At 69.0% G+C, this 25,563-nt stretch carries 19 protein-coding genes; 11 read left to right on the top strand and 8 right to left on the bottom strand.

Annotated elements, in window-relative coordinates:
* Positions 1-5: 5 nt before the first annotated feature.
* Entirely contained in the window at positions 6-536 is a 531-nt protein-coding gene (locus HQ306_RS11375; protein ID WP_056444586.1) for an NUDIX domain-containing protein, read from the top strand.
* Here HQ306_RS11375 and arc read toward each other — a convergent pair.
* Both arc and HQ306_RS11365 read right to left on the bottom strand, forming a co-directional pair.
* The gene (arc, locus tag HQ306_RS11370) at positions 524-2,317 is read right to left on the bottom strand and encodes a proteasome ATPase (protein WP_027505354.1); all 1,794 of its coding nucleotides are present in this window, start codon (positions 2,315-2,317) and stop codon (positions 524-526) included. The two genes, HQ306_RS11375 and arc, sit on opposite strands and share 13 nt — an antisense overlap.
* 138 nt (positions 2,318-2,455) lie before the next feature.
* Positions 2,456-3,337: a tRNA (adenine-N1)-methyltransferase gene (locus HQ306_RS11365; protein ID WP_027505353.1), complete on the bottom strand. Its 882-nt coding sequence runs from the start codon at positions 3,335-3,337 to the stop codon at positions 2,456-2,458.
* A gap of 128 nt (positions 3,338-3,465) precedes the next feature.
* On the opposite strand from HQ306_RS11365, the gene HQ306_RS11360 reads away from it, so the two are divergent.
* Both HQ306_RS11360 and HQ306_RS11355 read left to right on the top strand, forming a co-directional pair.
* Complete coding sequence (locus HQ306_RS11360; RefSeq protein ID WP_374197729.1) at positions 3,466-4,341, top strand: RecB family exonuclease; 876 nt, start codon at positions 3,466-3,468, stop codon at positions 4,339-4,341.
* Positions 4,338-5,141 (top strand): thioesterase family protein, encoded by an 804-nt coding sequence (locus HQ306_RS11355; RefSeq protein ID WP_056445157.1) that lies wholly within the window; start codon positions 4,338-4,340, stop codon positions 5,139-5,141. The genes HQ306_RS11360 and HQ306_RS11355 overlap by 4 nt, the downstream gene beginning before the upstream one ends.
* Positions 5,142-5,156: 15 nt before the next feature.
* Here HQ306_RS11355 and HQ306_RS11350 read toward each other — a convergent pair whose 3' ends face one another.
* The 5 genes from HQ306_RS11350 to metH all read right to left on the bottom strand — a co-directional run bounded on the left by HQ306_RS11350 (position 5,157) and on the right by metH (position 12,136).
* Entirely contained in the window at positions 5,157-6,539 is a 1,383-nt protein-coding gene (locus tag HQ306_RS11350) for an FAD-binding oxidoreductase (RefSeq protein WP_222631126.1), read from the bottom strand.
* A 95-nt stretch (positions 6,540-6,634) separates the two neighbouring features.
* A complete protein-coding gene (gene hisG / locus HQ306_RS11345; protein ID WP_027505349.1) occupies positions 6,635-7,486 on the bottom strand; it encodes an ATP phosphoribosyltransferase in 852 nt (283 codons plus the stop codon).
* Positions 7,487-7,541: 55 nt separating this feature from the next.
* The gene (locus tag HQ306_RS11340) at positions 7,542-7,805 is read right to left on the bottom strand and encodes a phosphoribosyl-ATP diphosphatase (protein ID WP_027505348.1); all 264 of its coding nucleotides are present in this window, start codon (positions 7,803-7,805) and stop codon (positions 7,542-7,544) included.
* 39 nt (positions 7,806-7,844) lie between these two features.
* On the bottom strand, positions 7,845-8,513 hold the full coding sequence (locus tag HQ306_RS11335) for an HAD family phosphatase (protein ID WP_222631124.1): 669 nt from the start codon (positions 8,511-8,513) through the stop codon (positions 7,845-7,847).
* 53 nt (positions 8,514-8,566) lie between these two features.
* Positions 8,567-12,136 (bottom strand): methionine synthase, encoded by a 3,570-nt coding sequence (gene metH, locus HQ306_RS11330; RefSeq protein WP_222631123.1) that lies wholly within the window; start codon positions 12,134-12,136, stop codon positions 8,567-8,569.
* A 189-nt stretch (positions 12,137-12,325) separates the two neighbouring features.
* On the opposite strand from metH, the gene HQ306_RS11325 reads away from it, so the two are divergent.
* The 8 genes from HQ306_RS11325 to HQ306_RS11290 all read left to right on the top strand — a co-directional run bounded on the left by HQ306_RS11325 (position 12,326) and on the right by HQ306_RS11290 (position 24,555).
* Positions 12,326-13,192, top strand: coding sequence for a PAC2 family protein (locus HQ306_RS11325; RefSeq protein WP_197027772.1), 867 nt, complete (start codon positions 12,326-12,328; stop codon positions 13,190-13,192).
* 16 nt (positions 13,193-13,208) lie between these two features.
* Positions 13,209-14,342, top strand: coding sequence for an MFS transporter (locus tag HQ306_RS11320; protein WP_308115429.1), 1,134 nt, complete (start codon positions 13,209-13,211; stop codon positions 14,340-14,342).
* 90 nt (positions 14,343-14,432) lie between these two features.
* The gene (locus HQ306_RS11315; protein ID WP_042572487.1) at positions 14,433-14,780 is read left to right on the top strand and encodes a hypothetical protein; all 348 of its coding nucleotides are present in this window, start codon (positions 14,433-14,435) and stop codon (positions 14,778-14,780) included.
* The gene (nirB, locus tag HQ306_RS11310) at positions 14,780-17,266 is read left to right on the top strand and encodes a nitrite reductase large subunit NirB (protein WP_222631119.1); all 2,487 of its coding nucleotides are present in this window, start codon (positions 14,780-14,782) and stop codon (positions 17,264-17,266) included. The genes HQ306_RS11315 and nirB overlap by 1 nt, the downstream gene beginning before the upstream one ends.
* A complete protein-coding gene (locus HQ306_RS11305) occupies positions 17,263-17,580 on the top strand; it encodes a Rieske 2Fe-2S domain-containing protein (RefSeq protein ID WP_056444601.1) in 318 nt (105 codons plus the stop codon). Before nirB ends, HQ306_RS11305 begins: the two co-directional genes overlap by 4 nt.
* 17 nt (positions 17,581-17,597) lie before the next feature.
* The gene (locus HQ306_RS11300) at positions 17,598-19,088 is read left to right on the top strand and encodes a TIGR02677 family protein (protein WP_235578918.1); all 1,491 of its coding nucleotides are present in this window, start codon (positions 17,598-17,600) and stop codon (positions 19,086-19,088) included.
* On the top strand, positions 19,085-20,416 hold the full coding sequence (locus HQ306_RS11295; RefSeq protein WP_222631118.1) for a DUF2398 family protein: 1,332 nt from the start codon (positions 19,085-19,087) through the stop codon (positions 20,414-20,416). The genes HQ306_RS11300 and HQ306_RS11295 overlap by 4 nt, the downstream gene beginning before the upstream one ends.
* Entirely contained in the window at positions 20,413-24,555 is a 4,143-nt protein-coding gene (locus HQ306_RS11290) for a TIGR02680 family protein (RefSeq protein ID WP_222631116.1), read from the top strand. The genes HQ306_RS11295 and HQ306_RS11290 overlap by 4 nt, the downstream gene beginning before the upstream one ends.
* Before the next feature lie 77 nt (positions 24,556-24,632).
* Here the strand turns inward: HQ306_RS11290 and HQ306_RS11285 are convergent, their stop codons facing one another.
* Entirely contained in the window at positions 24,633-25,460 is an 828-nt protein-coding gene (locus HQ306_RS11285) for a DUF559 domain-containing protein (RefSeq protein ID WP_222631106.1), read from the bottom strand.
* Between the last annotated feature and the right edge of the window lie 103 nt (positions 25,461-25,563).

Raw genomic sequence — 25,563 nt, 5'->3', positions numbered from 1 at the left:
GACGCATGCCTGACGACGAGATCGTGGCCGTGTACGACGAGCGTGGCCACGTGGTGGGCGAAGCGCCGCGCACCGAGGTGTACGAGCGCGGCCTGTGGCACGCGAGTGCCGGCGTGCTGGTGCGATCCACCGACGGGTCACGCGTGTACGTCCACCGCCGCACGACGACCAAGTCGGTGTTCGCGGGGATGCACGACGTTCTGGCCGGTGGGGTCGTCGATGCCGGGGAGGACCCTCGACAGACCGCCTCGCGAGAACTCGCCGAGGAACTCGGCGTCGTAGCGGACGTGACGGGCGACCCGGTGGTCGGCCGCTGGACGGGACGATCCGGCGCTGCGACGGTGCGCTGCCACCTGTTCGCGTACGAGGTGCGTCACGACGGACCGATGCACCACCAGCCGTCCGAGATCGCGGACGGCTGGTGGTGGTCGGACGTCGAGGTGCTGACACACCTGGACGATCCCGCGTGGCCCTTCGTTCCGGACACCCGCGTGATCGTCTCGGCGCTGCTACAGGTGGGCGGTCAGAGGTACTGACCCGTGTTCGACTCGGTGTCGATCGAGCGGCTCGCACTGGCGTTCTTACCGGTGACGAGCGTGCGGATGTAGACGATCCGCTCACCCTTCTTGCCCGAGATGCGCGCCCAGTCATCGGGATTGGTGGTGTTGGGCAGATCTTCGTTCTCGGCGAACTCGTCGACGATGGAGTCGAAGAGGTGTCCGACGCGCAGACCCGGTGTCCCGGTGTCGAGCACCGACTTGATGGCGTACTTCTTCGCGCGGTCGACGATGTTCTGGATCATCGCGCCCGAGTTGAAGTCCTTGAAGTACAGGACCTCCTTGTCACCGTTGGCATAGGTGACCTCGAGGAATCGGTTGTCGTCGCTCTCGGCGTACATGCGCTCGACGACGCGTTCGATCATGCCGCGGATGCAGGCGGCGCGATCGCCGCCGAACTCCGCGAGATCGTCGGCGTTGACGGGCAGCGAGTCGTCGAGATACTTCGAGAAGATGTCGAGCGCGGACTCGGCGTCCGGCCGCTCGATCTTGATCTTCACGTCCAGACGGCCCGGGCGAAGAATGGCCGGGTCGATCATGTCCTCGCGGTTGGACGCACCGATCACGATGACGTTCTCGAGGCCCTCGACACCGTCGATCTCGGCCAGCAGCTGAGGAACGACGGTGGTCTCCACGTCGGACGAGACGCCCGACCCACGGGTACGGAAGATGGAGTCCATCTCGTCGAAGAACACGATGACGGGAGTGCCCTCCGACGCCTTCTCGCGAGCCCGCTGGAAGATCAACCGGATGTGGCGCTCCGTCTCACCGACGAACTTGTTGAGCAGCTCGGGGCCCTTGATGTTGAGGAAGTAGGACTTCGCGTCGCGTGCGTCCTGCCCCCGTGCCTCGGCGATCTTCTTCGCCAGTGAGTTGGCGACCGCCTTGGCGATGAGTGTCTTGCCGCAGCCGGGAGGCCCGTAGAGCAACACACCCTTGGGCGGGCGCAGCGAGTACTCACGGAACAGATCCTTGTGCAGGAAGGGCAGTTCCACGGCGTCGCGGATCTGCTCGATCTGCCGCCCGAGGCCGCCGATGTCCTCGTAGCCGACGTCGGGGACCTCCTCGAGCACGAGGTCCTCGACCTCGGCCTTGGGAATGCGCTCGAACGCGTAGCCGGCCTTGGTGTCGACCAGCAACGAGTCGCCGGGGCGCAGGCGGCGCGACGGCCCGTCCGGATCCTCCGGTGCCTCGTCGTCGGCCATCTCCTGCAGCGGAGTCGCCAACCACACGACACGTTCCTCGTCGGCGTGGCCGACGACGAGGGCGCGCTTGCCGTCCTCGAGGATCTCGCGAAGGGAGCTGATCTCGCCGACGCGTTCGAATTCACACGCCTCGACGATGGTGAGGGCCTCGTTCAGACGCACGGTCTGGCCGGGCCGGAGTGCGGTGGCGTCGACGTTCGGCGAGCACGTCAGGCGCATCTTGCGGCCCGAGGTGAACACGTCCACCGTCGCGTCGTCGTAGGTGTGCACCAGGACGCCGTAACCGCTGGGCGGTGCGCCGAGCCGGTCGACCTCCTCGCGCAGGGCGATGAGCTGCTGGCGCGCCTCCTTGAGCGTCTCCATCAGCTTCGTGTTGCGTGTGGAGAGCGAGTCGACCCGCGACTCGAGATCACGCACGTCGGTGTTACGGGTGTCCGCCGACGGCGCACCCCCACGGGAAGCGTCGAGTTGTCGGCGCAGGACGGTGGCCTCGGCTCGCAGGGCATCGAGTTCGGCCAGGACTGCGGACTGGTCCGGGTTGTCTGTAGGGCTCATGCAGGACTCCTCCCAAAGCGATTTCTCAACGCTACCGGGCGAAACGCGAACGTGTGTGACGACCGTGGTCAGACACTGTCACCGACCACCGACAGACAGCGGACGAACGGCACACGGTCGGTGCATGAACCCCCGGTGTCAGGCGGGTTCGGTGGGGGTCTTGCCGGCCCGTCGCTGCGGTTTCGGGGTGACGGTGCCCTCGGCCAGACGACGCGCACTGACCAGGAACGCGGTGTGCCCCTGCATGCGGTGCTCGGGTCGCACTGCCAGCCCGACGACGTGCCACCCCCGCACGATCGACTCCCACGACCGCGGCTCGGTCCAGCACTCCTGCGCACGCAGGGCCTCGACGACCTTGGACAACTGCGTGACGGTGGCCACGTAGACGATCAGCACGCCGCCCGGAACCAGCGCACCGGCGACGGCGTCGAGTGCGTCCCACGGCGCCAGCATGTCCAGCACCACCCGGTCGACCATGCCCTCGTGACGCGCGACGTCGAACGCGGCGACGTCGTCGATCACCAGGTCCCAGTTCTCCGGCCGCTCGCCGAAGAAGGTCTCCACGTTGCGCACCGCGTGCACGGCGTGGTCCTCGCGCACCTCGTAGGAGATGACGCGCCCCTGCGGACCGACGGCACGCAGCAGCGAACACGTCAGGGCGCCGGAACCGGCACCCGCCTCGAGCACGCGGGCACCCGGGAAGACGTCGCCCTCGTGCACGATCTGGGCGGCGTCCTTGGGGTAGATGACCTGCGCGCCGCGCGGCATCGACAGCACGTAGTCGACGAGGAGCGGGCGCAGAGCGAGATACGGGGTGCCGTTCGTCGACTTCACGACGCTGCCCTCGTCGACACCGATCAGATCGTCGTGGCGGATCCCGCCGCGGTGGGTGTGGAACTCCTTGGCCGCGTCGAGCACCACCGTGTAGTGCCGCCCCTTGGCGTCGGTGAGCTGCACGCGATCACCGACGCGGAACGGTCCGCTCGCGCGCGCAGACGTGTCGGTGTCGGTCGGTTCCACGGGTGGTCCTCTTTCCGGTGCACTCTGGTCCCGCCCACGAAGCGGGGCGCTCTCGGGGCGCGACGCGCCCCGGGGAACTGTAGGGCAGATACCGGATCGTGTCGGTGAGCGGGCATAGTGTCGGCGCCGTGAGCATCTCGACCGAAGACCCCGTCGTCACCGACGTCGCCGCGGCGGCACCCGACCGTCCTCGCCGTCGTCCCGCGTTGTCGCCCTCGCGCGCAGCGGATTACAAGCAGTGCCCCCTGCTCTACCGGTTCCGGGCCATCGACCGCCTGCCCGCACCGCCGTCGAAGGCGCAGTTGCGCGGCACCCTCGTGCACTCCGCCCTCGAGTCGCTCTACGCGTTGCCCGCGGTGGACCGGGTCTCGACGCGGGCCGGCACCCTCGTGCAGGAGGAATGGGACGCCATGGTCGTGTCGCACGAGTACGCGGCCGATCTCGTCGAGGAGCACGAGCGCGAGAAGTTCGTCGCCGAGGCGCAGTCGCTCGTGGCGTCCTACTACTCGCTCGAGGACCCCACACGGTTCGACCCCGAGTCGTGCGAGCAGCTCGTCGAGACCGAACTGGACGACGGCGTGCTGTTGCGCGGCTACATCGACCGCATCGACGTCGCGCCCACCGGGCAGCTGCGCGTCGTCGACTACAAGACGGGCAAGGCGCCGCGCGAGATCGCCGAGGCCAAGGCGTTGTTCCAGATGAAGTTCTACGCGGTGGTGCTGATGCGCACGCGCGGCATCGTTCCCGCGCAGCTGCGCCTGCTGTTCCTGAAGGACAGCCAAATTCTCACCTACGCCCCGGACGAGGACGAGCTCCGCCGGTTCGAACGGACGCTGTCCGCCATCTGGACGGCCATCCGGTCCGCCGGCGAGACGGGCGACTTCCGCCCCAAGCCCGGAAAGCTGTGTGGGTGGTGCGACTTCCAGGCCCTGTGCCCGTCCTTCGGCGGCACTCCGCCCGAGTACCCGGGGTGGCCGAGCGAGCCGACGGAGGTCACGGCGTGAGCGAGGATGCACTCTTCGTCCGTGTCGAGGGAACCGATCGCTATCGTGCCACGCGGCTCACCACGAGTGTGTGGGCGGAGACCATGCAACACGGCGCTCCCCCGTCGGCGCTGCTCGCGCGAGCACTGGAGCAGTGTTCGCCGGTGCCGGGCACCCGGCTCGCGCGGGTGACGATGGAGATCCTCGGGCCGGTGCCCGTCGGAGAACTCACCGTGCAGGCCCGTGTGGAACGCCCCGGTCGACGGGTCGCCATGCTGTCGGCCGACCTCGTCGCGGATCTGCCCGACGGGTCGACCAGGGCGGTCGCGCGTGCCACGGCCTGGCGCGTGGCGATGACCGACACCTCGGCGGCCGGGCAGACTCTCGATCCACCGTTGGTGCCCGGTCCGGACGAGTCCGAGGCCGGGTGGGCATTTCCGGACCACTGGCACGGCGGGTTCCTCGACAGTCTCGAGTTCCGGGGCGCCCGCCCGGTGACGGCGTCGGAGCCCGGCCGGGTGTGGGCACGTCCGAGGTATCCCGTGGTGGCCGGCGAGCAGACGTCGCCGATCGTCGGACTGTTCGCCGTGGCGGACATCGCCAATGGCGTCGCGGCGCTTCTCGATCCGACGGAGTGGACGTTCCTCAACACCGATCTGACGGTGCAGATCGTGCGCGAACCCGTCGGCGAATGGGTGGGTGTGCAGGCCCGCACCGCGATCGGCGACGACGGCATCGGGCTGTGCACCTCGACGTTGTACGACGCGACGGGGTCGGTGGGCCGCACGTTCCAGACACTCGAGGTGCGCGCTCGCGCCTGACGTCTCCACACCGGATCAGCCGAGCCGGACCACCTGTCCGACGCGGAAGATCCCCGCGGGATCGTGCTGTTCGGCCAGGGCTCCGAGCCAGGCCCGAGTGTCCTCGTCGTAGACCCGTGCGAGGTGAGCGGGGTCGTCGGACGCCGCGAAGTTGGGCAACGCACCACCGGTCGACCACGGTGCCAGAGCCTCCACGACTGCCTCGCCGTGCGCGATCACCGCATCGGCGACGGGAGGCGCCAGCACTCCGATGCACAGGAGGCTGTAGGCGGCCTCGCGATGGCAGTACACGTCGGGATGCGGTCCCGGCCGGCCGAGAGCGCCGCCGAGCAGCCTCAGCTCCACGATCACCTGCGGTGAACTCGACGCGGGGCCGGTCATGACCAACACGGTCGCTGCCGCCTCCTCGTCGAATACGCGGAGCATCGTCGTGGCCTCACGTGTCGGCATCGGATCCACCGGGTCGGCATGCACCGACCCCACCGCCGCGTACGGAATGGTCGTGACCGTGTCGATGACGGTCGGGGCCGCAGCGCGCATCGGCGCGAGAACGTCGGCTGCGATCCCCGGCTCCGCGACCGATGCGAAACGCACCGCGACCACGAACTTCCCGGCCAACGGTTCCGGCACGCCGGGCAGCGGTGGAAGCTGGAGGAACGCCAGCGAGGTGTTGTGCTCCTCGGTCAGCGTGGCGCTCCACACCCGCCACGCCTCGAGTACCGCCGCCGCGTGCCGGCCGTCGTAATACAGTGCGCCCGCGTAGAACTCGGCGATCGGCAGCAGCTCCGTCTCGACCGCGGTGACGATGCCGAGTGTCGACTTGCCCCCACACAGGCCGCGGAAGAGATCGGCGTCGCTGTCCGGTGTCACCCGGCGCAGTGTGCCGTCGCCCGTGACGAGATCGAACGCGCGCACACGACTCGACGAGACCCCGTACGTCCGAGCCACCGGCCCGATTCCCCCACCGGTCAGAAATCCCGTGACGCCGGTGTTCGGCGACGACCCACACAGCGGCGCCGATCCGGACGGCGCACCGGCGTCGAGAACCTGCTGCCACAGGACCCCGGCGCCGAGCCGGGCGACGCGCGTGTCGGGGTCGATCGTCAGTTCGTCGAGATCACCGGTGAGGACCAGAATCGTGTCCGGACCGATGCGCACCGCCCCGTGTCCGGTGGCCTGCACGGCCACGCGAAGCCCGGCCTCGCGCGCTGCCCGCACGGTGGCGGCGACATCGTCCGCGGTGGCGGCCGCGACGACTGCCACCGGATCGACGGGGACGGCGACGTTCCACGGCACCGACCGCTCGTATCCGGGCTCCCCCGGACGCGACAGTGTTCCGGTGAGTGCGGCGGCGAGCGAGACCAGCAGGTCGGGGCTCGCAGAATCGACGACGGTCATGACGGATCCTCTCGACGACGCGACTCTAGCGACGAGAGGAGACTGGTCGGTACCGATCAGAAACTACTGGGACCGATCACAACGGAGCGGACGCGTCAGAATGCGCGGCACGACCGGATGTCGGACGCCAGAATCGCCTTGGCGCCGAGCTCGGCGAGCTCGTCCATCACGGCGTTGTGTCCCTTGCGCGGAACCATGGCACGAATGGCCACCCACGCCTCGTCAGCGAGCGGGGACAGCGTCGGCGACTCGAGGCCGGGCGTGATCTTGACGGCGTCGTCGAGGATGCTGCGCGGGCAGTCGTAGTCGAGCATCAAGTACTGCTGGGCGAAGACGACGCCCTGGACACGCGCGATGAGCTGGTTGCGCGCCTTGTCGTCGACGGGCGAGCCCGCCTGCTCGATGAGCACGCCTTCCGAATCGCACAGGGATTCACCGAACGCCACCAGGTTGTGTTGACGCAGTGTGCGTCCCGAGCCCACGACATCGGCGATCGCATCGGCGACACCCAACTGGATGGAGATCTCGACGGCTCCGTCCAGACGGATCACGGTGGCCTCGAGGCCCCGCGCCGCGAGGTCCCGGCGGACCAGGTTGGGGTACGACGTGGCGATGCGGAGCCCCGCCAGATCGTTCGGGGTCCACTCCTTGCCGGCCGGCGCGGCGTAGCGGAAGGTGCTGTTGCCGAATCCGAGTGCGAGCCGCTCGGTCACGGGTGCGCCCGAATCGAGCGACAGATCCCGGCCGGTGATGCCGAGATCGAGCTCACCCGAGCCCACGTAGATGGCGATGTCCTTGGGACGGAGGAAGAAGAACTCGACGTTGTTGGCGTTGTCGAGCACGGTGAGATCGCGGGAATCGGCGCGGCGACGGTAGCCCGCCTCGCTCAGAATCTCTCCGGCGAGCTCGGACAGGGAACCTTTGTTGGGGACGGCGACGCGAAGCATGGTGGGACTCCTGGGGTGCGGGAAGATCGGTGGCGGTGGAAGTGGGGTGGTCCGCTCACAGATGTCGGTAGACATCCTCGAGGGAGAGGTTCTTCCCGACCATCAACACCTGGATCCAGTACAGGAGCTGCGAGATCTCCTCCGCCAGCGCCTCGTCCGTCTCGTGTTCCGCGGCGATCCACACCTCGCCGGCCTCCTCGAGAATCTTCTTGCCCTGCTGATGCACACCCGCGTCCAACGCGGCGACGGTGCCCGAGCCCTCGGGCCTGGTGGCAGCGCGGTCGGTGAGCTCGGCGAACAGGGACTCGAAGTTCTTCACGGGTGATGATTGTTCCACGACGCGGCCCGCGGACCGCTATCAGTGTCCCCCGGCGCGCGCAGACCGGAGATCGTCCAGGGTGAGCCCCTCGAGGCTGGTATGGAACGTACGGCCCGGTCCGCTGGGCACCTGCACCTCGGAGGGCACCACGACGACGGCGCATCCCGCCGAGACGGCGGACTCGGTTCCCGTGGGCGAATCCTCGACGGCGACGCACGACGCCGTGTCGACACCGAGCAGCTCTGCGCCCCGGCGGTACGGATCGGGAGCGGGCTTCGCGTGCGTCACCTCGTCGCCGCACACGGTCGCGCCGAAGCGGTGACGGCCCAGCGTCTCGAGCGCGATCTCCGTCAGCATGCGCTCGGTGTTGGTGACGAGGGCACAGCCCAGACCGGCCGACTGCACCAGATCCAGCGCCGCCTCCGCACCCGGACGCCACGGCAGACCACCCGCGAACAGCTCGACAACACGGCCGTTGAGCCAGGCAGCGGACTCCGCCAGGTTCTCCGGCGACGCCTCCCGTCCCACGTGCGCGTAGACCTTCGCCAGCGCACCCATCATCGAGTTGCCCAGAGTCGACTCCCGCACCTCCGGAGTGAGCTCGCGCCCGAGTGACTCGGACAGCTCGTACACCGCGATGTCCCACAGGCGCTCCGAGTCCAACAGCGTCCCGTCCATGTCGAACAAGACGGCCTGGAGCTCAGACATCCGACCGGCCTCCGGCCTGCCCGCTCAACTCCGACCGGCCTCCGGCCTGCCCGCTAGACATTGAAGTACTTCGCCTCCGGGTGGTGCAGCACGAACGCATCCGTCGACTGCTCGGGGTGCAACTGCAACTCGTCGGACAGATCCACCCCGATGCGCTGGGGTTCGAGCATCGCGACGAGCTTGATGCGGTCCTCCAGATCGGGGCACGCGCCGTACCCGAACGAGTACCGGGCACCGCGGTACTCGAGCTTGAAGTACCCCTCCACGTCGGACGGATCCTGGTCCACCAGCGACCGGCCGTCGGGAAGCACGAGCTCCTCGCGCACGCGGCGGTGCCAGTACTCGGCCAGGGCTTCCGTGAGCTGGACGCCGATGCCGTGCACCTCCAGGTAGTCGCGGTACGCATCCGCCTTGAACAGCTCGTTGGCGAAGTCGGCGATGGGCTGACCCATCGTCACCAGGTTCATCGGGAGCACGTCGACGACGCCGGTCTCCCGAGCGAGTTCGCGGGAGCGCACGAAGTCGGCGATGCACAGGAACCTGCCGCGGTCCTGACGCGGGAAGGTGAAGCGGAAACGTTTCGCCGCATCGGGTTCGGGTGATTCCAGCACGACGACGTCGTCACCTTCGGACACCGCCGGGAAGTACCCGTAGACCAGCGCCGCGTGCGCGAGGATGCCGTCCGTGCTGAGACGGTCCAGCCAGTACCGCAGCCGCGGCCGGCCCTCGGTCTCCACCAGATCCTCGTAGGACGGGCCCTCACCGGCGCGTGCGCCGCGCAGACCCCACTGACCGAGGAACAGGGCACGCTCGTCGAGAAGCCCCGAGTACTCGGACAGCGAGATGCCCTTGACGATGCGGCTGCCCCAGAACGGCGGCGACGGCAGTTCCTTCTCGACGGAAACGTCGGACCGCTCGGGGATGATCACGGGTGCTTCGGCGGCCTTGCGCTTCTCCGCGATGCGACGCGAACGCTCGTGCCGTTCCTTGCGCTCGGCGGTCTTCTGCTTCGCGGCGAGGGCTTCCTCGCTGTTCTCCGCCGGTGCCACACCACGCTTGGTGTTCATGATCGTGTCCATCAGGCGCAAGCCCTCGAACGCGTCACGCGCGTACGACACCTCACCCTCGTAGACCTCGGCGAGATCGTTCTCGACATAGGACCGGGTGAGCGCTGCGCCACCGAGCATGACGGGGAACTTCTCGGCGACGCCCTTGGCGTTGAGCTCGAGCAGGTTCTCCTTCATGACCACCGTGGACTTCACCAGCAGACCGGACATGCCGATGACGTCGGCACGCTTGTCCACCGCGGCGTCGAGAATCGCCGAGATGGGCTGCTTGATACCGAGATTGACCACCTCGTAGCCATTGTTGCTCAGGATGATGTCGACGAGGTTCTTGCCGATGTCGTGGACGTCGCCCTTGACGGTGGCGAGCACGATGCGGCCCTTGCCGTCCTCGTCGGACGCCTCCATGTGCGGCTCGAGGTGTGCCACAGCCGCTTTCATCACCTCGGCGGACTGCAGCACGAACGGAAGCTGCATCTGCCCGGACCCGAACAGCTCACCGACGGTCTTCATGCCGGACAGCAGCGTCTCGTTGATGATCGCGAGCGGCGGCTTCTCCTGCATCGCCTCGTCGAGATCGTCTCCCAGCCCGGCACGCTCACCGTCGACGATGCGGCGCTCGAGGCGATCGAACAAGGGAAGGCCGGCCAGTTCCTGTGCCCGCGACTCGCGTGCGGACGCCGCGGAGACGCCTTCGAACAGCGCCATGAGCGCCTGCAACGGGTCGTAGCCCTCGCGGCGACGGTCGTACACGAGGTCGAGCGCGACCTGGCGCTGCTCCTCGGGGATACGCGCCATGGGGAGGATCTTCGACGCGTGAACGATGGCCGTGTCGAGCCCGGCCTCCGTGCACTCGTGCAGGAAGACCGAGTTGAGCACCTGCCTCGCAGCAGGATTGAGGCCGAACGAGATGTTCGAGATACCCAGGGTGAAGTGCACCTCGGGATGACTCTCGTGCAGTCGACGGATGGCCTCGATGGTCTCGATGCCGTCCCGCCGGACCTCTTCCTGACCCGTCGAGATGGGGAACGTCAAGGTGTCGAGGATGATGTCCGATTCCGGCAGACCCCAGTTGTCGCGGATGTCGGCAATGAGCCGCTCCGCGATGCGGATCTTCCAGTCCGCCGTCCGGGCCTGACCCTCCTCGTCGATCGTCAGCGCGACGACCGCCGCTCCGTGACGCTTGACCAGCGTCATGATGCGCTGGAAGCGCGAGTCGGGCCCGTCGCCGTCCTCGTAGTTGACGGAGTTGACCGCGCTGCGCCCACCGAGGTGCTCGAGCCCGGCCTCCAGGACTGCGGGCTCGGTGGAGTCGAGCATGATCGGCAGCGTCGAGGAGGTGGCCAGGCGCGAGGCCAGAGCCGACATGTCGGCAGCACCGTCGCGGCCGACGTAGTCGACGTTGAGATCGAGCATGTGCGCGCCGTCGCGCGTCTGGTCCTTCGCGATGTCGAGGCACTTCTGGTAGTCCTCGGCCAGCATCGCGTCACGGAACGCCTTCGAACCGTTGGAGTTGGTGCGTTCGCCGATCATGAGGATGCTGGCGTCCTGCTCGAACGGCACCGCTGCGTAGAGAGACGAGACACCCTTCTCGGGCTTCGGGTCCCGCACTCCGCGGCGCGCGTCGTGCACCGCGTCGGCGACCTGGCGGATGTGCTCCGGGGTGGTTCCACAGCAGCCACCCACCAGGGAGAGGCCGAACTCGGTGACGAAGCCGCTGAGCGCCTCGGCCAGCTCGTCGGGACCGAGCGGGTACTCGGCACCCTTGGGGCCGAGCTGCGGCAGGCCGGCGTTGGGCATGACCGAGACCGGCACGGTGGCATGCCTGCTGAGGTGACGCAGGTGCTCGCTCATCTCGGCGGGGCCCGTGGCGCAGTTGAGGCCGATCAGGTCGACCCCGAGCGGCTCGATCGCGGTCAGTGCCGCGCCGATCTCGCTGCCCAGCAACATCGTGCCGGTGGTCTCGACCGTCACGTGCGTGATGATCGGGATGCGGATGCCCAGCTGCTCCATCGCGGCCTGACTGCCGAGGATGGCGGCCTTCACCTGGAGCAGGTCCTGGCACGTCTCGATCAGGACGGCGTCGGCGCCACCGTCGATCATTCCCAGCGCTGCTTCGGCGTAGGCGTCGCGCAGCGCCCGGAACGGGGCGTGGCCGAGGGTGGGCAGTTTGGTGCCCGGCCCCATGGACCCGAGCACGAAGCGGCCCATGCCGTCTCGCCCGGTACCCATCTCGTCGGCGACCTCGCGGGCCAGGATCGTTCCCTTGTAGGACAGCTCGCGGATGCGGTCCGAGATGTCGTAGTCGGCGAGGTTGGGGAGGTTGCACCCGAAGGTGTTGGTCTCGACGGCGTCCGCGCCCGCCTCGAAGTACTCCCGGTGGATCTGGCGGAGCACGTCGGGACGCGTGTCGTTGAGGATCTCGTTACAGCCTTCGAGGCCGCGGAAATCGTCCAGCGTCAGGTCTGCGGCCTGCAGCATCGTTCCCATGGCACCGTCGCCGATGACAACACGCTGGGACAGCGCATCGAGCAGGCGTGATCGGAATTCGACAGGCATGCCCCCAAGCGTAGTGGTCTGTCCCGACAGCTCTGGTCGTAGGCTGGGCGGGTGAGTGCGCCAGAAACGCCCGAGGGCGATCTCCCCGTGGTCCAGGACCCCCCGACAGACCTCGCCGCCGGCGTCGCTGCCGAGCTGGTGGCCGGTGTCGGAGCGGACGATCAGGACTCCGCGACGGACGAGTCCGAGCTGGACGAGATCCTGCCGACCCTGCGCAGCCCGATTCTCGTCGCGGCGTTCGAGGGATGGAACGACGCGGGCGACGCCGCGAGCGGCGCGGTGGAGCATCTCGAACTGATCTGGGACGCGACGCCCCTGGCCGAGCTCGACTCCGAGGACTACTACGACTACCAGGTCAACCGCCCGACGGTCCGACAGGTGGACGGTGTGACGCGCGAGATCGAGTGGCCGTCGACGCGATTGTCGGTGTGTTCGCCTCCCGGCAGCGACCGCGACGTCGTGCTGCTGCGCGGTATCGAGCCCAACATGCGGTGGCGGAGCTTCTGCGACGACCTGCTCGAGTTCATCGACCAGCTCGGGGTCGAGACGGTCGTGATTCTCGGCGCACTGCTCGCCGACACGCCCCACACCCGGCCCGTTCCCGTGACCGGCACCGCGTACAGCACCGAGTCGGCGGAGCAGTTCAACCTCGAGCAGACCCGGTACGAGGGCCCGACCGGCATCACCGGTGTTCTGCAGGACGAGTGCGTCAAAGCGGGGATTCCGGCAGTGTCCCTGTGGGCGGCGGTACCGCACTACGTGTCCCAGCCGCCGAACCCCAAGGCCACCGTCGCCCTGCTCCAGCGTGTCGAGGACGTCCTCGACATCGAGGTGCCGCTCGGCGAGCTGCCGTCCCAGGCGGAGGACTGGGAGGAGTCGGTCACCGAGATGACCAAGGACGACGACGAGATCGCCGAGTACGTCCGCACCCTCGAGGAGCGCGGCGACGCCGAGGTCGACATGTCCGAGGCCGTCTCCAAGGTGGACGGCGATGCGCTGGCCGCCGAGTTCGAGCGCTACCTGCGCCGACGCGGGCCGGGCAGCTTCGGGCTGTGACGCGCGCTCGTCACCGGTGAGCGCGCGACTCGCACGGCTCCGCATCGGCGCTCTGTACGCCGGCGGCTTCCTGGGCCCGTTCGGCGGCGGAGTGGTGTCCTCGATGCTGCCCGAGATGGGCGCGGATCTGGGGGTGTCCACCGGGTCGGCGGCATCGACTCTCAGCGCGTACCTGTTCCCGTTCGCCCTGGCCATGCTCGTGTCGGGCACCCTCGGCGCGCGATGGGGCCGGGTGCGCACCGTGCGCCTCGCCTACCTGCTCTACGTCGTTTCGTCGCTCCTGTGTGCGGTCGCGCCCACGCTCGACCTGTTGCTGGGTGCGCGCGCACTGCAGGGCATCGGCAATTCCTTCACGACGCCGCTGCTCCTCGCGTCACTGGCGGCCGTCACTCCCCGCGAGCGACTGGGACGGGTGCTGGGTACCTTCGGCGCCCTGCAGGCGGCGGGTCAGACCAGTGCGCCGCTGGTCGGGGGCCTCGCCGCCGAGTTCGACTGGCGGTACGCGTTCGTCGTGCTGGCCGTCGTCGCCGCGATCCTCGGGCTGGTCGGGCTCCCCGCGGCCACCGCGCCGTCCACCCCCGGCGGTCGTCCCGAACGGTTGCGCGACGCTCTCACCGTCCCGGTCCTCCGCGTGGCAGTGGTCGCGCTCCTCGGCTGGGGCGCGCTCGGGGGACTCAACTTCCTCGTCGCCTTCCGCGCCGAAGACACTTTCGGTCTGTCCTCCACACAGCGCGGACTGCTGCTGACCGTGTTCGGGGTCGCCGGAATCCTGGTGGCGCGACGCGTCGGTGGACTGATCGACCGCATCGGGCCACGCCGAGCGATCGTGGGTGCCGCTCCTGTCGGCGCGGTCCTCATCGCCCTCGCCGGCACCATGCCCAGCCTGGTGGTCGTCGGCCTCGTCTGGGCGGCAGCGGGTGTCGCCAGCCAGTTCATCCTGGTCGGCGTCAACGCCGCTGTCCTCGGCTCGTCGGGGGCGAACCGCGGCGGCGCCGTGTCGGTCGTCCAGTCGTTCCGGTTCTCCGGGGCGGCCTTCGCTCCTCTCGCGCTCACCCCGCTGTACGCGGTGCACCCGACGTCGGCCTTCGTCATTCCCGCCGTCCTGCTGGCAGTGGTCGCGCCGCTGGTGATGACCGGGCGGAAGACCTGACACTGCGGCGGCCGCGCTCGAGAGTGAATGATGACGCCGCCGTAACACGGGCGCAGCAGTGCCGTCACCGCGTGCACGGACAGTCGTCCCATGGCCAGCACTCCGAAGTTCATCCAAGGCGTCTTTCCCTTCGTCGGGCACGGCCTGGGCAAGTCCGAGCTTCTCGACGCCGCCACGGCGTACACCGTTCCGTCGGGCCTGACCGCCCAGCCGCTCTACTTCCGCGGCGGTAACTCCTCCGACGAACTGGTCGTCGTCACGCTCACGCGCGACGGAGAGTCGATGCGCGTGTTCCCGATGGGCGCGAAGGCGAGCGTCAACGTTCCGCTGCGCGTCGTCGAGGACGTCGATCCCGACTCGGTTCTCGAGCTCACCGTCGCGGCGCCCGACGGCTGCAGCGGCGAGGTCGTCGTCGATTTCGGGATGATGATCTTCTGATGCCGGCTGCAGGAGAACGGCAACGACTGCTCGTCGTCGGCAACGGAATGGCGGGGGCTCGCACCGTCGAGGAGATCCTCGGCCGCGACCGTGCGAAGTTCGACGTCACGATGATCGGCGACGAGCCGTACGGCAACTACAACCGCATCATGCTCTCGCACGTGCTCTCGGGCGAGTCGTCCATCGACGACGACGATCTGATGCTCAACCCGATGGCCTGGTACCGGGAGAACGGTGTCACCCTCCACGTCGGAGACCGGGCGGTGGCGTTGGACCGCTTCGCCAAGAACGTGACGTGCGAGAGCGGACGCGTCGTCCCCTACGACACCGTGATCATCGCGACCGGGAGCACGACGTTCTTTCCCAACATGGACGGACTGCGTGAGGCCGACGGCAGACTGGCGCGCGGCGTCTTCGGTTTCCGGACGATCGAGGACACCAACGGCATGCTGCAGATGGCGTCCTCCCGCGACGGCATCCGCGCCGTCGTCATCGGTGGTGGACTGCTGGGCCTCGAAGCCGCCTACGGTCTGCGCACGCAGGGCATCGACGTGGACGTCGTGCACTCCCCCGGTCACCTGATGAACCAGCAGCTCGACGAACGTGGTGGACGCGTGCTGCGCAACAAGATCGAGGACCTCGGCGTCGGCGTGTACACGTCCAAGCGCACCACGGCTGTGTTGCGGGACGAGAGCGGTGCCGTCACCGGGGTCGCGTTCAACGACGGCTCCACCCTGCCCGCGGACATGATCGTCGTGACGGCCGGTATCCGCCCCAACGTCGACCTCGCGCGGCGGGCCGGACTGGTGATCGAGCGCGGCATCGTCGTCGACGATCAGATGCGGTGCGAGGACGAGGGAGCGATCCACGCCGTCGGGGAATGCTGTCAGCACCGCGGTGAGGTGTACGGCCTCGTGGCCCCGCTGTGGGAGCAGGCGTCGGTCCTGGCCGACGTGCTGACCGGCGCGAATCCGGCTGCGGCATATCATGGTTCGAGGCTGACGACGAAGCTGAAGGTCGCGGGCGTCGATGTTGCGGCCATGGGTGTCAAGGGTCCCGAGCGGGACACCGACGAGTTCGTGCAGTTCTACGAACCCCGCAGCGGCACCTACAAGTCGGTGGTCGTGCGGGACAACAAGCTGATCGGCGCGATGCTGCTGGGCGACATCAGCAAGGTGAGCTTCCTGACTCAGGCGTTCGACGAGAAGGTACCGCTTCCCGACGAGCGCATCAGCATGCTGTTCGACATGGGTACGCCGAGCGCGGAGACCGGCGCCGCCGAACTGTCCGACGATGTCCAGGTGTGCAACTGCAACGGGGTCACGAAGGGCGACATCGTCGCCTGCGTGCACGGCGGGGCCACCACCGTCTCCGAGGTCGTGGGAAAGACCCGTGCGGGCAAGGGATGCGGATCCTGCAAGGGCCTGGTCGCCGACATCGTCGCCTGCGCCGCCGGTGGAGCGCTCGCGGTCGATCCCGCGGCGGACTGGTACGTCCCCTGTATCCCGATGTCCAAGCCCGAGCTGATCGAGGCCGTCCGCTCGCAGAACCTCCGGTCCGTCTCCGCAGTCTTCGATGCGTTGGCCGACGCCGAGGACGCGACCGCGAAGATGCCGCTGGCCTCGCTGCTGCGCGTGGTCTGGGGACCCGACTGGGTCGACGAGCGAGGCGCGCTGTTCATCAACGACCGCGTTCACGCCAACATCCAGCGCGACGGCACCTTCTCCGTCGTGCCGCAGATGAAGGGCGGCGTGACCACCCCGGACCAGTTGCGGCGCATCGCCGATGTGGCCGACAAGTACGGGGTCCCGCTGGTCAAGGTCACCGGTGGACAGCGCATCGATCTTCTCGGCATCAAGAAGGAGGACCTGCCGAAGGTGTGGGGCGATCTCGACATGCCGTCCGGGTTCGCGTACGGCAAGAGCATGCGCACCGTGAAGACCTGTGTCGGCAGCGATTTCTGCCGTTTCGGACTCGGTGACTCCACCGCACTCGGCATCGCGATCGAGGAACGGTTCCAGGGTCTCGAAACTCCCGCAAAGCTCAAACTGGCCGTGGCCGGATGCCCCCGCAACTGCTCCGAGGCGCTCTGCAAGGACTTCGGTGTGGTGGCCGTCGGCGACGGCCGCTGGGAGATCTACATCGGCGGCGCGGCCGGCGCACACATCCGCAAGGGCGACGTCCTCGCCACGGTCGACTCCCCCGAGGAGGTCCTGACCCTCGCGGGCCGGTTCATCCAGTATTACCGCGAGGAGGCGAAGTGGCTCGAGCGCACCTACGCCTTCGTCCCGCGGGTCGGCCTCGAGACGTTGCAGCGACTGCTCGTCGACGACGCCGAGGGTCTCTGTGCAGGACTCGACGAGCGCATCCAGATATCCATCGACGGCTACACCGATCCGTGGAAGGAACGCGCGGCGCCGCGGTCACCGGCCCAGTTCGCGCCCTCCCTCCCGCTTCTCCCGCTGCCTCAGGTGCCGGTTCGATGACGACGGCACAGGCGACCGTGGTGGGAACCGTCGACGATCTCACCCCCGGCGAGGGCCGGACCTACGTGGTCGACGGACGACAGATCGCCGTCTTCCTCCTGACCGACGGGACGGTCCGCGCCATGGACGCGGTGTGCCCCCATCGCGGCGGGCCGCTGGCGGACGGGCAGATCGACGGGGCCGTCGTCGTGTGTCCCCTGCACCAGTACCAGTTCTCCCTGGACACCGGCCGGTGCACCACCGACGGCATCGGAACGGTCGCGACCCACCGTGCCGACGTCGTCGACGGGCAGGTGGCTGTCCGACTGTCCTGACCGCCTACCCTGTTGCAGTGACCGAATCCGCCGACTCCTTCGTGGTGGACGACAGGCTCCGGCTCTTCTCGTTCGCGACAGCCGAGAAACGGGCCGACTACCTGCGGGTTCTGCGCGCTTTCGAACATGCACGCACCGGCTACGTCGTTCTGCTGCACGCCGGCGAGGTGGCCGAGATCCTGGCCCGCACCGACGGCGGCGACACTCTGACCGGCGTCGAGATCGGCCCGCTGCTCGAACAGTTGCACACGTGGGGCGTCCTCGAACGCAGCTACGACGGCACCCGCGCGGCCACGCTCGCCGAGTACCGCAATCGCCACTACGTCTACCAGTTCGGTCAGGTCGGCTACCAGGCATACCGCGCCGTCGAGGACGTCCTGGCCGCCCGCCCCGAGGACGCCTCGCTCTCGCGTCTGGTGCTGCCCGAGCTGCTCGCCGACCTGGAGGATCTCGCGGCGGCGAACCTCGCCGGGGACGCCGACCTGGTGTACCGCAAACTCGATCGGCTCGACACCGCTCTCAACGACATGGCCACCCGCGCCGCGCACTTCTACCTGTCGCTGGGCGACCTCGTCCGCACCACGGACGTCACACCCGAGTCGTTCCTGGCACACAAGGACGCATTGCTCTCCCACATGCGGGAGTTCTCCCTCGACCTCGCCCGCTTCGGCCCCAAGCTCACCGCCGCCATCGAGCGGGTGGATGCCACCGGACTCGACTCGCTGCTCGACCGGGTGGCAGCCAGTGACGAACGCGTCTTCCTCAGCCGCGAGGAGCGCCGCGCCGACTGGGCGGGCCGGTGGACCGGTCTCGTGCACTGGTTCACCTCCACCGACGGCGAGCTCACCGAGTCGGATCGTCTGCGGGAGGGCACCATGAGCGCCATCGCCGCCGTGCTGTCGCTGCTGCGCCGCGTCACCGAGACCCGCAGGGGCGGAGTCAGTCGCGAGTCCCAGCTGCGACATCTCGCCGGGTGGTTCGCGTCCGCTCCCTCCGAGGAGTCCGCCCACGCCCTGTTCGGTGCCGTGTTCGGCCTCGGCCGGCCTCGTCACCTGTCGATGGTCCACCCCGACGACGACATCATTCCCACCACGCGATCGTGGTGGGACGCTCCGCCCGTCGAGATCTCGCGCACGCTCGCCGAGACCGGTCGGCCCCCCGCCGCCGGTGCTCCTGCCAGGGTCCACCGCAACGACGCCGGTGTCCGGCGTCTGCGCGAGGAACAGCTGAGCGTGCAGCGTCGCCGCGCTCAGGCCGCGCGATCACTCGCCGAACACGGGGTGTACGAACGGGATCTGACCAACGAGGAGACCGACGTGCTGCTCGGGCTGCTCAACGCCGCCCTCACCGCACGCGTCCCGGTCAGCGGCCGCGTGGGCAGCTCGACCGGCTCCGAGGGTGGCGTCACCCTGACACTGGCACCGCACGAGCAGTCCACCGTGGTGCGCACCGAACGCGGTCTGCTGCACCTCGAACGGCTGTCACTCACCATCGGCGCGCGGCGATGAGAGCACGCACCATTCCGAGCCTGGCACTCGACTCCTACCAGCGCGCCGCCCGAGTCGTGTTGTCCCACCACCTGATCACCCGCACCTACCCGGACCGCATCGCCCTGCCCCTGGTTCGCCGATGGGCCACGGAACTGCGCGAGGACATGCTCGATCTCTTCGGATACCGACTCGAGGTCACGGAGACCACGGCCCGGCTCTACCCCGTACTCGACCGGTTGGACGCGAGTCGACCGGCCCGCACGACCTCCGACCGCGTCTTCGACCGTCGCCGCTACGCATTCCTGGCGCTCACCCTGGCGGCACTCGGTCGCGCGGGTGACCAGATCACGTTGTCCGAGTTGGCGGTTCAGGTCGCCTCCGATGCCGGACGGGTGGTCGGGGTCGACCTCGACACCGAACGCGCGACCGACCGGGACGCCTTCGTCGACGCCGTCGGCTGGTTGTCCGTTCGCGGTGCGATCACCCTGGCCGACGGTGATGCCGGCGGGTGGGCGCACAACCCCGACGCGGGAGAGGCCTTGTACGACATCGACCGCTCCGTCGTCGTGGCCCTGTTTCGTCCACCGCGCGCGCTCCAGCATCTGCGCAGCACGGCACACCTGCTGCACAGCACCACGGACGACCCGGCCGATCGCGCTCGCCGTGCCCGCCGTGCGCTCGTCGAGCAGCCCGTGGTCCACGGCCCCGACTCGGTGCCGGACGACCGGTCCGTCGAGGATGTCCGGCTGCTGACCGGACTGTCCGTCGAACGCCGGGCGGAGGGCATCGCGCTCATCGACACGTCGGGACGCCTGTCGGACATCAGGTTTCCGTCCACCGGCACGGTCGCGCAGGTCGCCCTTCTCCTCGCCGGTGAGATCGCGGAGCGGGTACTCGATCCCGATGCCGACGATCGGACCACGCTCGAGGCGGACATCGACCCCACCGACGAGCTGCTCGCGGCACTCGACAGCGCGATCCCGGACGGCGGCGTCGTGGACGACCTGGTCGACGACTCGGTCGCCCCGGACACGGTGGAGGCGTCGGACGAGCCGATCCGGCACCCGTTCGTCGCGGACTCCTGGCTCGACGAGACCGTCGGCGCCCTCGTCGACGCCTACGGCCGCACCTTCGCCGCTCAGTGGCAGGCGGACCGTGCCGGGGTTCGCGCGGCCGCTGTCGCACTCCTGACGAACCTCACTCTGGTGGCACCGGTACGCGGGGGCATCGTCGCGTTGCCGGCCCTGGCGCGCTATCGGGGAGTGGTCGTCACCGTCCGAGAACAGGCGTCCGCCGGCCTCTTTCCCACCGATCACACGAGCACCCTCGAGGAGCACACCCCGTGACGCGCAGCACCCGATTCCGGCCCACGCGCGCCGGCATCATCAACCTCTGGGACTACCGCGATCAGGAGTTCTCGTTCGCCGACGGTCGGCTGGTGTTGCGTGGCCCCAACGGATCCGGCAAGACCAAGGCACTCGAGGTGCTGTTCCCGTTCGTGTTCGACGGCCGGATCGAGCCGCGTCGCCTCAACCCGTTCGCGGGTGAGGAACGCACCATGAAGTCCAATCTGCTCTACCGCGGCCAGGATTCGGCGCACTCGTACGTGTGGATGGAGTTCGCACGTGGCGATCGGGACGAGCCCGAAGCGGTGACCGTCGGCATCGGCATGCGTGCGACACGGTCGGCGGACAAGGTGACGCGCTGGTACTTCGTCGCCGACGGCCGCGTGGGCGTCGACTTCTCGCTGCTGGGCACCGACGACAGGCCGCTGACGAAGAAGCAACTGGCCGAGCAGATCGGGACCGACGCCATCGTCGATCGGCCGGTGGACTACCGCGCCGCCATCGACGCGCGACTGTTCGGTCTCGGCGCCGAGCGGTACGACCAGCTCATCACCCTGATTCTCACGCTGCGACGCCCGCAGTTGGCGAAGAACCTCGACCCGAAGGGCTTGTCTCGCGCGCTGTCCGACGGACTGCGCCCCCTCGACGAGCACCTCGTCCTCGAGGCGGCGCGCTCCTTCAGCGACATGGAGGAGGTGGGCCGCGCCCTCGAGGGACTGGTGCAGGCCGACCAAGCGTCGAAGAGGTTCGTCGAGGTCTACTCGAAGTACCTTGCCGTCCAGGCGCGCACCGACGTCGATCAGGTCGGTCGACGTCTCGAGGCCGTCGACCACGCCACCGTCGCCCTCTTCGCCGCCAAGGGCTTGCGTGAACGACGACGGGTCGAGCGCGTCGAGGCGGAGAAGCGGTACGAGGCAGCCGAGCGCGCACTCGATCTCGCCGTCGCCGACCAGCAGACCTTGCAACGGTCCACCGCCTACGAGGGCAAGCAGCAGCTCGACGATCTCGCGGATGCGGTCCGCAAGCTCGAGGTGTCCACCGTGCAGCAGCGCGACAAGGCTCGCAAGGCGACGGAGGCCGTCGACGTCCGGCGACGAGAGGCAGACGAGGCCGCAGTGGCGCTGCGGGAGTCGACCGCGTCGATCGTCCGCGCCGAGGACGAGCTCCTCGCGGCCGCCGAGGACGCCGGCATCGCCTGGACGCCACTCCCCCGCGACGCCCGTACCGACCAGATCACGGCAGCGGTACGCGGTCATGCCGAGGAGCGGGACGGGGACGTCCGGGCCGTACGTGCCGCGCTGTCCGTCGTCGACCGTGCCACCACCGAGCGTGCCCGTACCGAACGGGCCGCCGACCGCGCCCACACACTGCACGACGCCGCGGTGGCCTCCGTCCGCGAGGCCGAGGCCGCCGTCGAGTCGTCCCGTGCCGTGACGGCGGAATCGCTGCGCGCGTGGTGGGCCACGCACGCCTCGGTGCTGGACGACGGCGAGATCCTCGAGTCGTTGCACACCGCGCTCGCACGCATCGGCGAGGACGACGCACCCACGCTCGGCGAGGTACTCGGCGACGGAGTTCGCGAGCTGCTCGACACGGTGCGGGACCGACGGAGTGCTGCACTGCAGGACCGGGACGACGCGGCGCGCACCATCACCGAGTCGACGGCCGAGCGCGCGTCGGTCGCCGCCGAGCACGACGACGCTCCCCCGGCGCTGCGCACCCGTACCGGCGACCGTGCGGGTCTCGACGGCGCACCGTTCTGGACACTCGTCCGCTTCGCCGACGACGTCAGCGCCGACGATGCCGCGGCCCTCGAGGCCGCGCTCGACGCGGCCACCCTGCTGGACGCGTGGGTCGCCGACACGGCTCCGACGGGGCTCGTCTCGGATCAGTACCTGACCGCCACCGCACCGGTGACCGGGCGATCGCTGGCCGACGTCCTCGTCGTCGAGGACGACATCCCCGTGCAGCACAGCACCGTGCGGGCGATCCTCGACTCGATCGCTCTGGACGACGTGGGCAGTTCTGCGGGGGTCGGACGGGACGGGAGCTTCGCGCACGGTCTCGTGCGCGGCGCGCACCACAAGGACGCCGCCGAGTACATCGGAGCGACGGCACGAGCTGCACGGCGCACGTCCCGCATCGCGGAGATCGACGAGGCCTTCGAGGTGGCCACCGCGCGGCGCGACGAGGCCGATCGAGTCGCCGAGCAGTGTCGAGAACGTCTCGACTCGATCCGCGCCGCCGTCTCGACGGTTCCTCGTACGTCGGAGGTCGCCGCGGCGCTCCGGGCGGTCACGTCGGCCGCCGGCGCTCTGCGATCGACGACCGAGTCGGTCGCGTCCGCCGACCGAGAACTGGACCACGCGATCGCCGAACTGTCTGCCGCCGAACGACGTCTGCGGACGGACGCCGTCGCGCGGCGGGCTCCGTTCACGCCGCGAGACCTCGACGCGCTCGCGGCGGCGATCCGCCACTTCGAGAACACCGGTTCCGCCATCCTGCGCCACCGCGGCGACGCGGACCGGTCCGCCGAGCGCGACCGGGAAGCTGCCGGGCGCCTCGACGAGGCCATGATTCTGGCCGAGGAGTACGCGGAGGAAGCGGCCATCGCCGAATCCGAATACGAGCAACAGCACGCCAAGTTGGAGATGCTGCGGGACTCGCTCGGTGCGAGCGCCGAGAAGATCGATGCCGAACTCGACGCGATCAGGATGCGCATCGAGGCGTGCAAGACCGAGCAGCGCGCCGCCACGAAGGCGGACCGTGAATCGGGCGAGGCCATCGGCAAGGCGGAGGGCGCGCACGAGACGGCCGTCGCCGGACTGACGACCGCGTTGACCGAAGCGCTCAGCGACGCCGCGCGACTGGCTCCCTACGCGCACCGCGATCTGCTGGCGGTGCTCGGTGCGGCGCGCGACTGCTCCTGGCCGGCGAGCGACGCGGCCTGGTCGACGGTCGAGCAACTGCTCTACCGAACCGACACGGCTGCCGGGCCAGACGAGGCCCCGGACGTGCTGCCCCCGGAAGTGCACCGACTGCACACCGAGCTGACCGAGGCGACGGCGCAGGTCAAGGTCAGCGATGCGAGCCGCCGCTCCACACGCAGCGCGCTGACGGCGGCGTTGCAGGAGTTCGACGCTCAGCTGGCCGCGTCGGGTCAGGATTTCCGGCTCAGTTGGGACGCGGCCGACGGGGTCACCGTGGTGCGGGTGCAGGACGAGCAGGGCCACTCCACCATCGCGGACTTCGCGGATCGCATCGACGCGGCACGACGCGACCAGGAGACGCTGCTCACCGATGCCGAGCGCCGCATCCTCGAGGACGCTCTGCTCACCGGCCTGGCGCAGCAGATCCACGAGCGCACGGTCGACGCCCGCGAACTGATCGCCCGTATGGGATCGGAGATGAAGCAGCGACGCATGTCGTCGGGCAACACCATCGGCGTGCACTGGGTGCTCGCGGACAACCTCGACGACAGCACCCGTGCCGTGTCGAAGCTGCTCGAGCGGGACGCCTCCGCGCTCGGACCCGAGGAACTGGCCGAGATGCGTGTGCACTTCGCGGCACAGATCCGGACGGCGCGGGCGCAGCATCCCGAGCGCTCGTACCCCGAGATCCTCAGTGCCGCACTGGACTACCGGCAGTGGCGCGTCTTCGCGTTCACGCTCATCTCCGGTGACGGCTCCGAGGACCGGCTCACCGTCGCACGCCACAGTGCGCTCTCGGGCGGCGAGCAGTCGGTGTCGCTGCACCTCCCGCTCTTCGCGGCGGCGCACGTGATGCTGTCGTCCGCGGACCCGCACTCACCGCGCTTGCTCGCACTGGACGAGGCGTTCGCGGGTGTCGACGACAACGGCCGCAGCGAACTCCTCGGTCTCAGTGTGCAGTTCGACCTGGACCTCTTCATGACGGGCTACGACCTCTGGATCACCTACCGCGACGTGCCCGGGTGCGCCCACTACGACCTCGCGCACTCGACGGTCGAGAACACCGTCAGCGCAGCGCTTCTCGTGTGGGAGAACGGGGAGTTGCTCGCGGAGCACGACGGGTCCGACCTGGCGGCGGCACTGGGCTCGCCGTTGAGCCGCCGCGTCGACCTCCCCGCGGAGGGTGGGCTGGACTTCGCCGAGGTGTGATGGTGGGTGTGGTGCTCCTCTCGTGACCCCATTCGAGCGGGAACCCGCTCGAAAGCTGGGCGAGCGGAGCAGAACCATCACCGCCGCGCGTGCCGACGACGTCGTACCTCCGCGACGATCTCGTCGGCGACGGCACCGGGATCCTTCAGCACGTCGAACGCGGCATACCGCAGAACTCGCAGATCGCCGAGGATCAGAACGTTCTGCCGTCGCCTGTCGTGGCGAAACACCTCCGGTGCACTGTGGAATGCGTACCCGTCCACCTCCACCACCAGGTTGGCGAGCTCGTCGTAGAAGTCCACCACGAACGCACCCACCCGGACATTGGTCTGCATGCGGAGATGTCGCCGAATCAGCTCACGCCCGAGTACTCGCTCGGGCTCGGAGGCGAAGCCGCGCGCAGCGGTGTCGACGAGGCGCCGCGCACGGATGTGCCCGCGCCGGCCAGGTAGTGCGTCGAGGAGCGCGCGAACGCGGTTCTCGTCGACCTCGTGCACCAGAGCGTCGTCCACGAGCCGCTCGGCAGCGGCATCGCTCAGCACCGCCGCGCAGTCGATGAGGGTCTGCTCCCGAGTGGTGACCGGCAACCCCAGCACCTCGTCGCAGGCACCCTGCCTGCGTCTGTGCACCGTCAACCATTCAGGTGCCCGTGGCCTTGCGAATTCGCCGACCAGAGCGTGAACACCGGACGGTTCGCCGATCCACCCGTACAGCCGGGCAGCACTCGTATGACTCAGCAACGCGTCGGGGCGCCACAGAGTCACGGCCAGGCAGCGGTCGAACCAGGCGGGCTCCTCCTGGCAGAAGACTCCGGGCAGCACGCGGTGGAAGCGTCGACGAATCGTCGTGGCGGACATTCCGGCACCGGTCAACTGGGCGAGGGTCGACACTCGAGTGACGGGCACAGCATCGACGATGGCCCATCGCGGACACTGCCCGATGACGGCGATCTGCGGCGATGGTCGACCCCGGGGACGGACGGCTACCTGTGGATGTGGAGTTTCTGCT

Origin of the sequence: Rhodococcus sp. BP-160 (assembly GCF_019836205.1) — a bacterium.
Lineage (GTDB): Bacteria > Actinomycetota > Actinomycetes > Mycobacteriales > Mycobacteriaceae > Rhodococcoides.
Note: the sequence above shows the minus strand (reverse complement) of the source record. Positions and strands in the feature narration are given on the sequence as shown.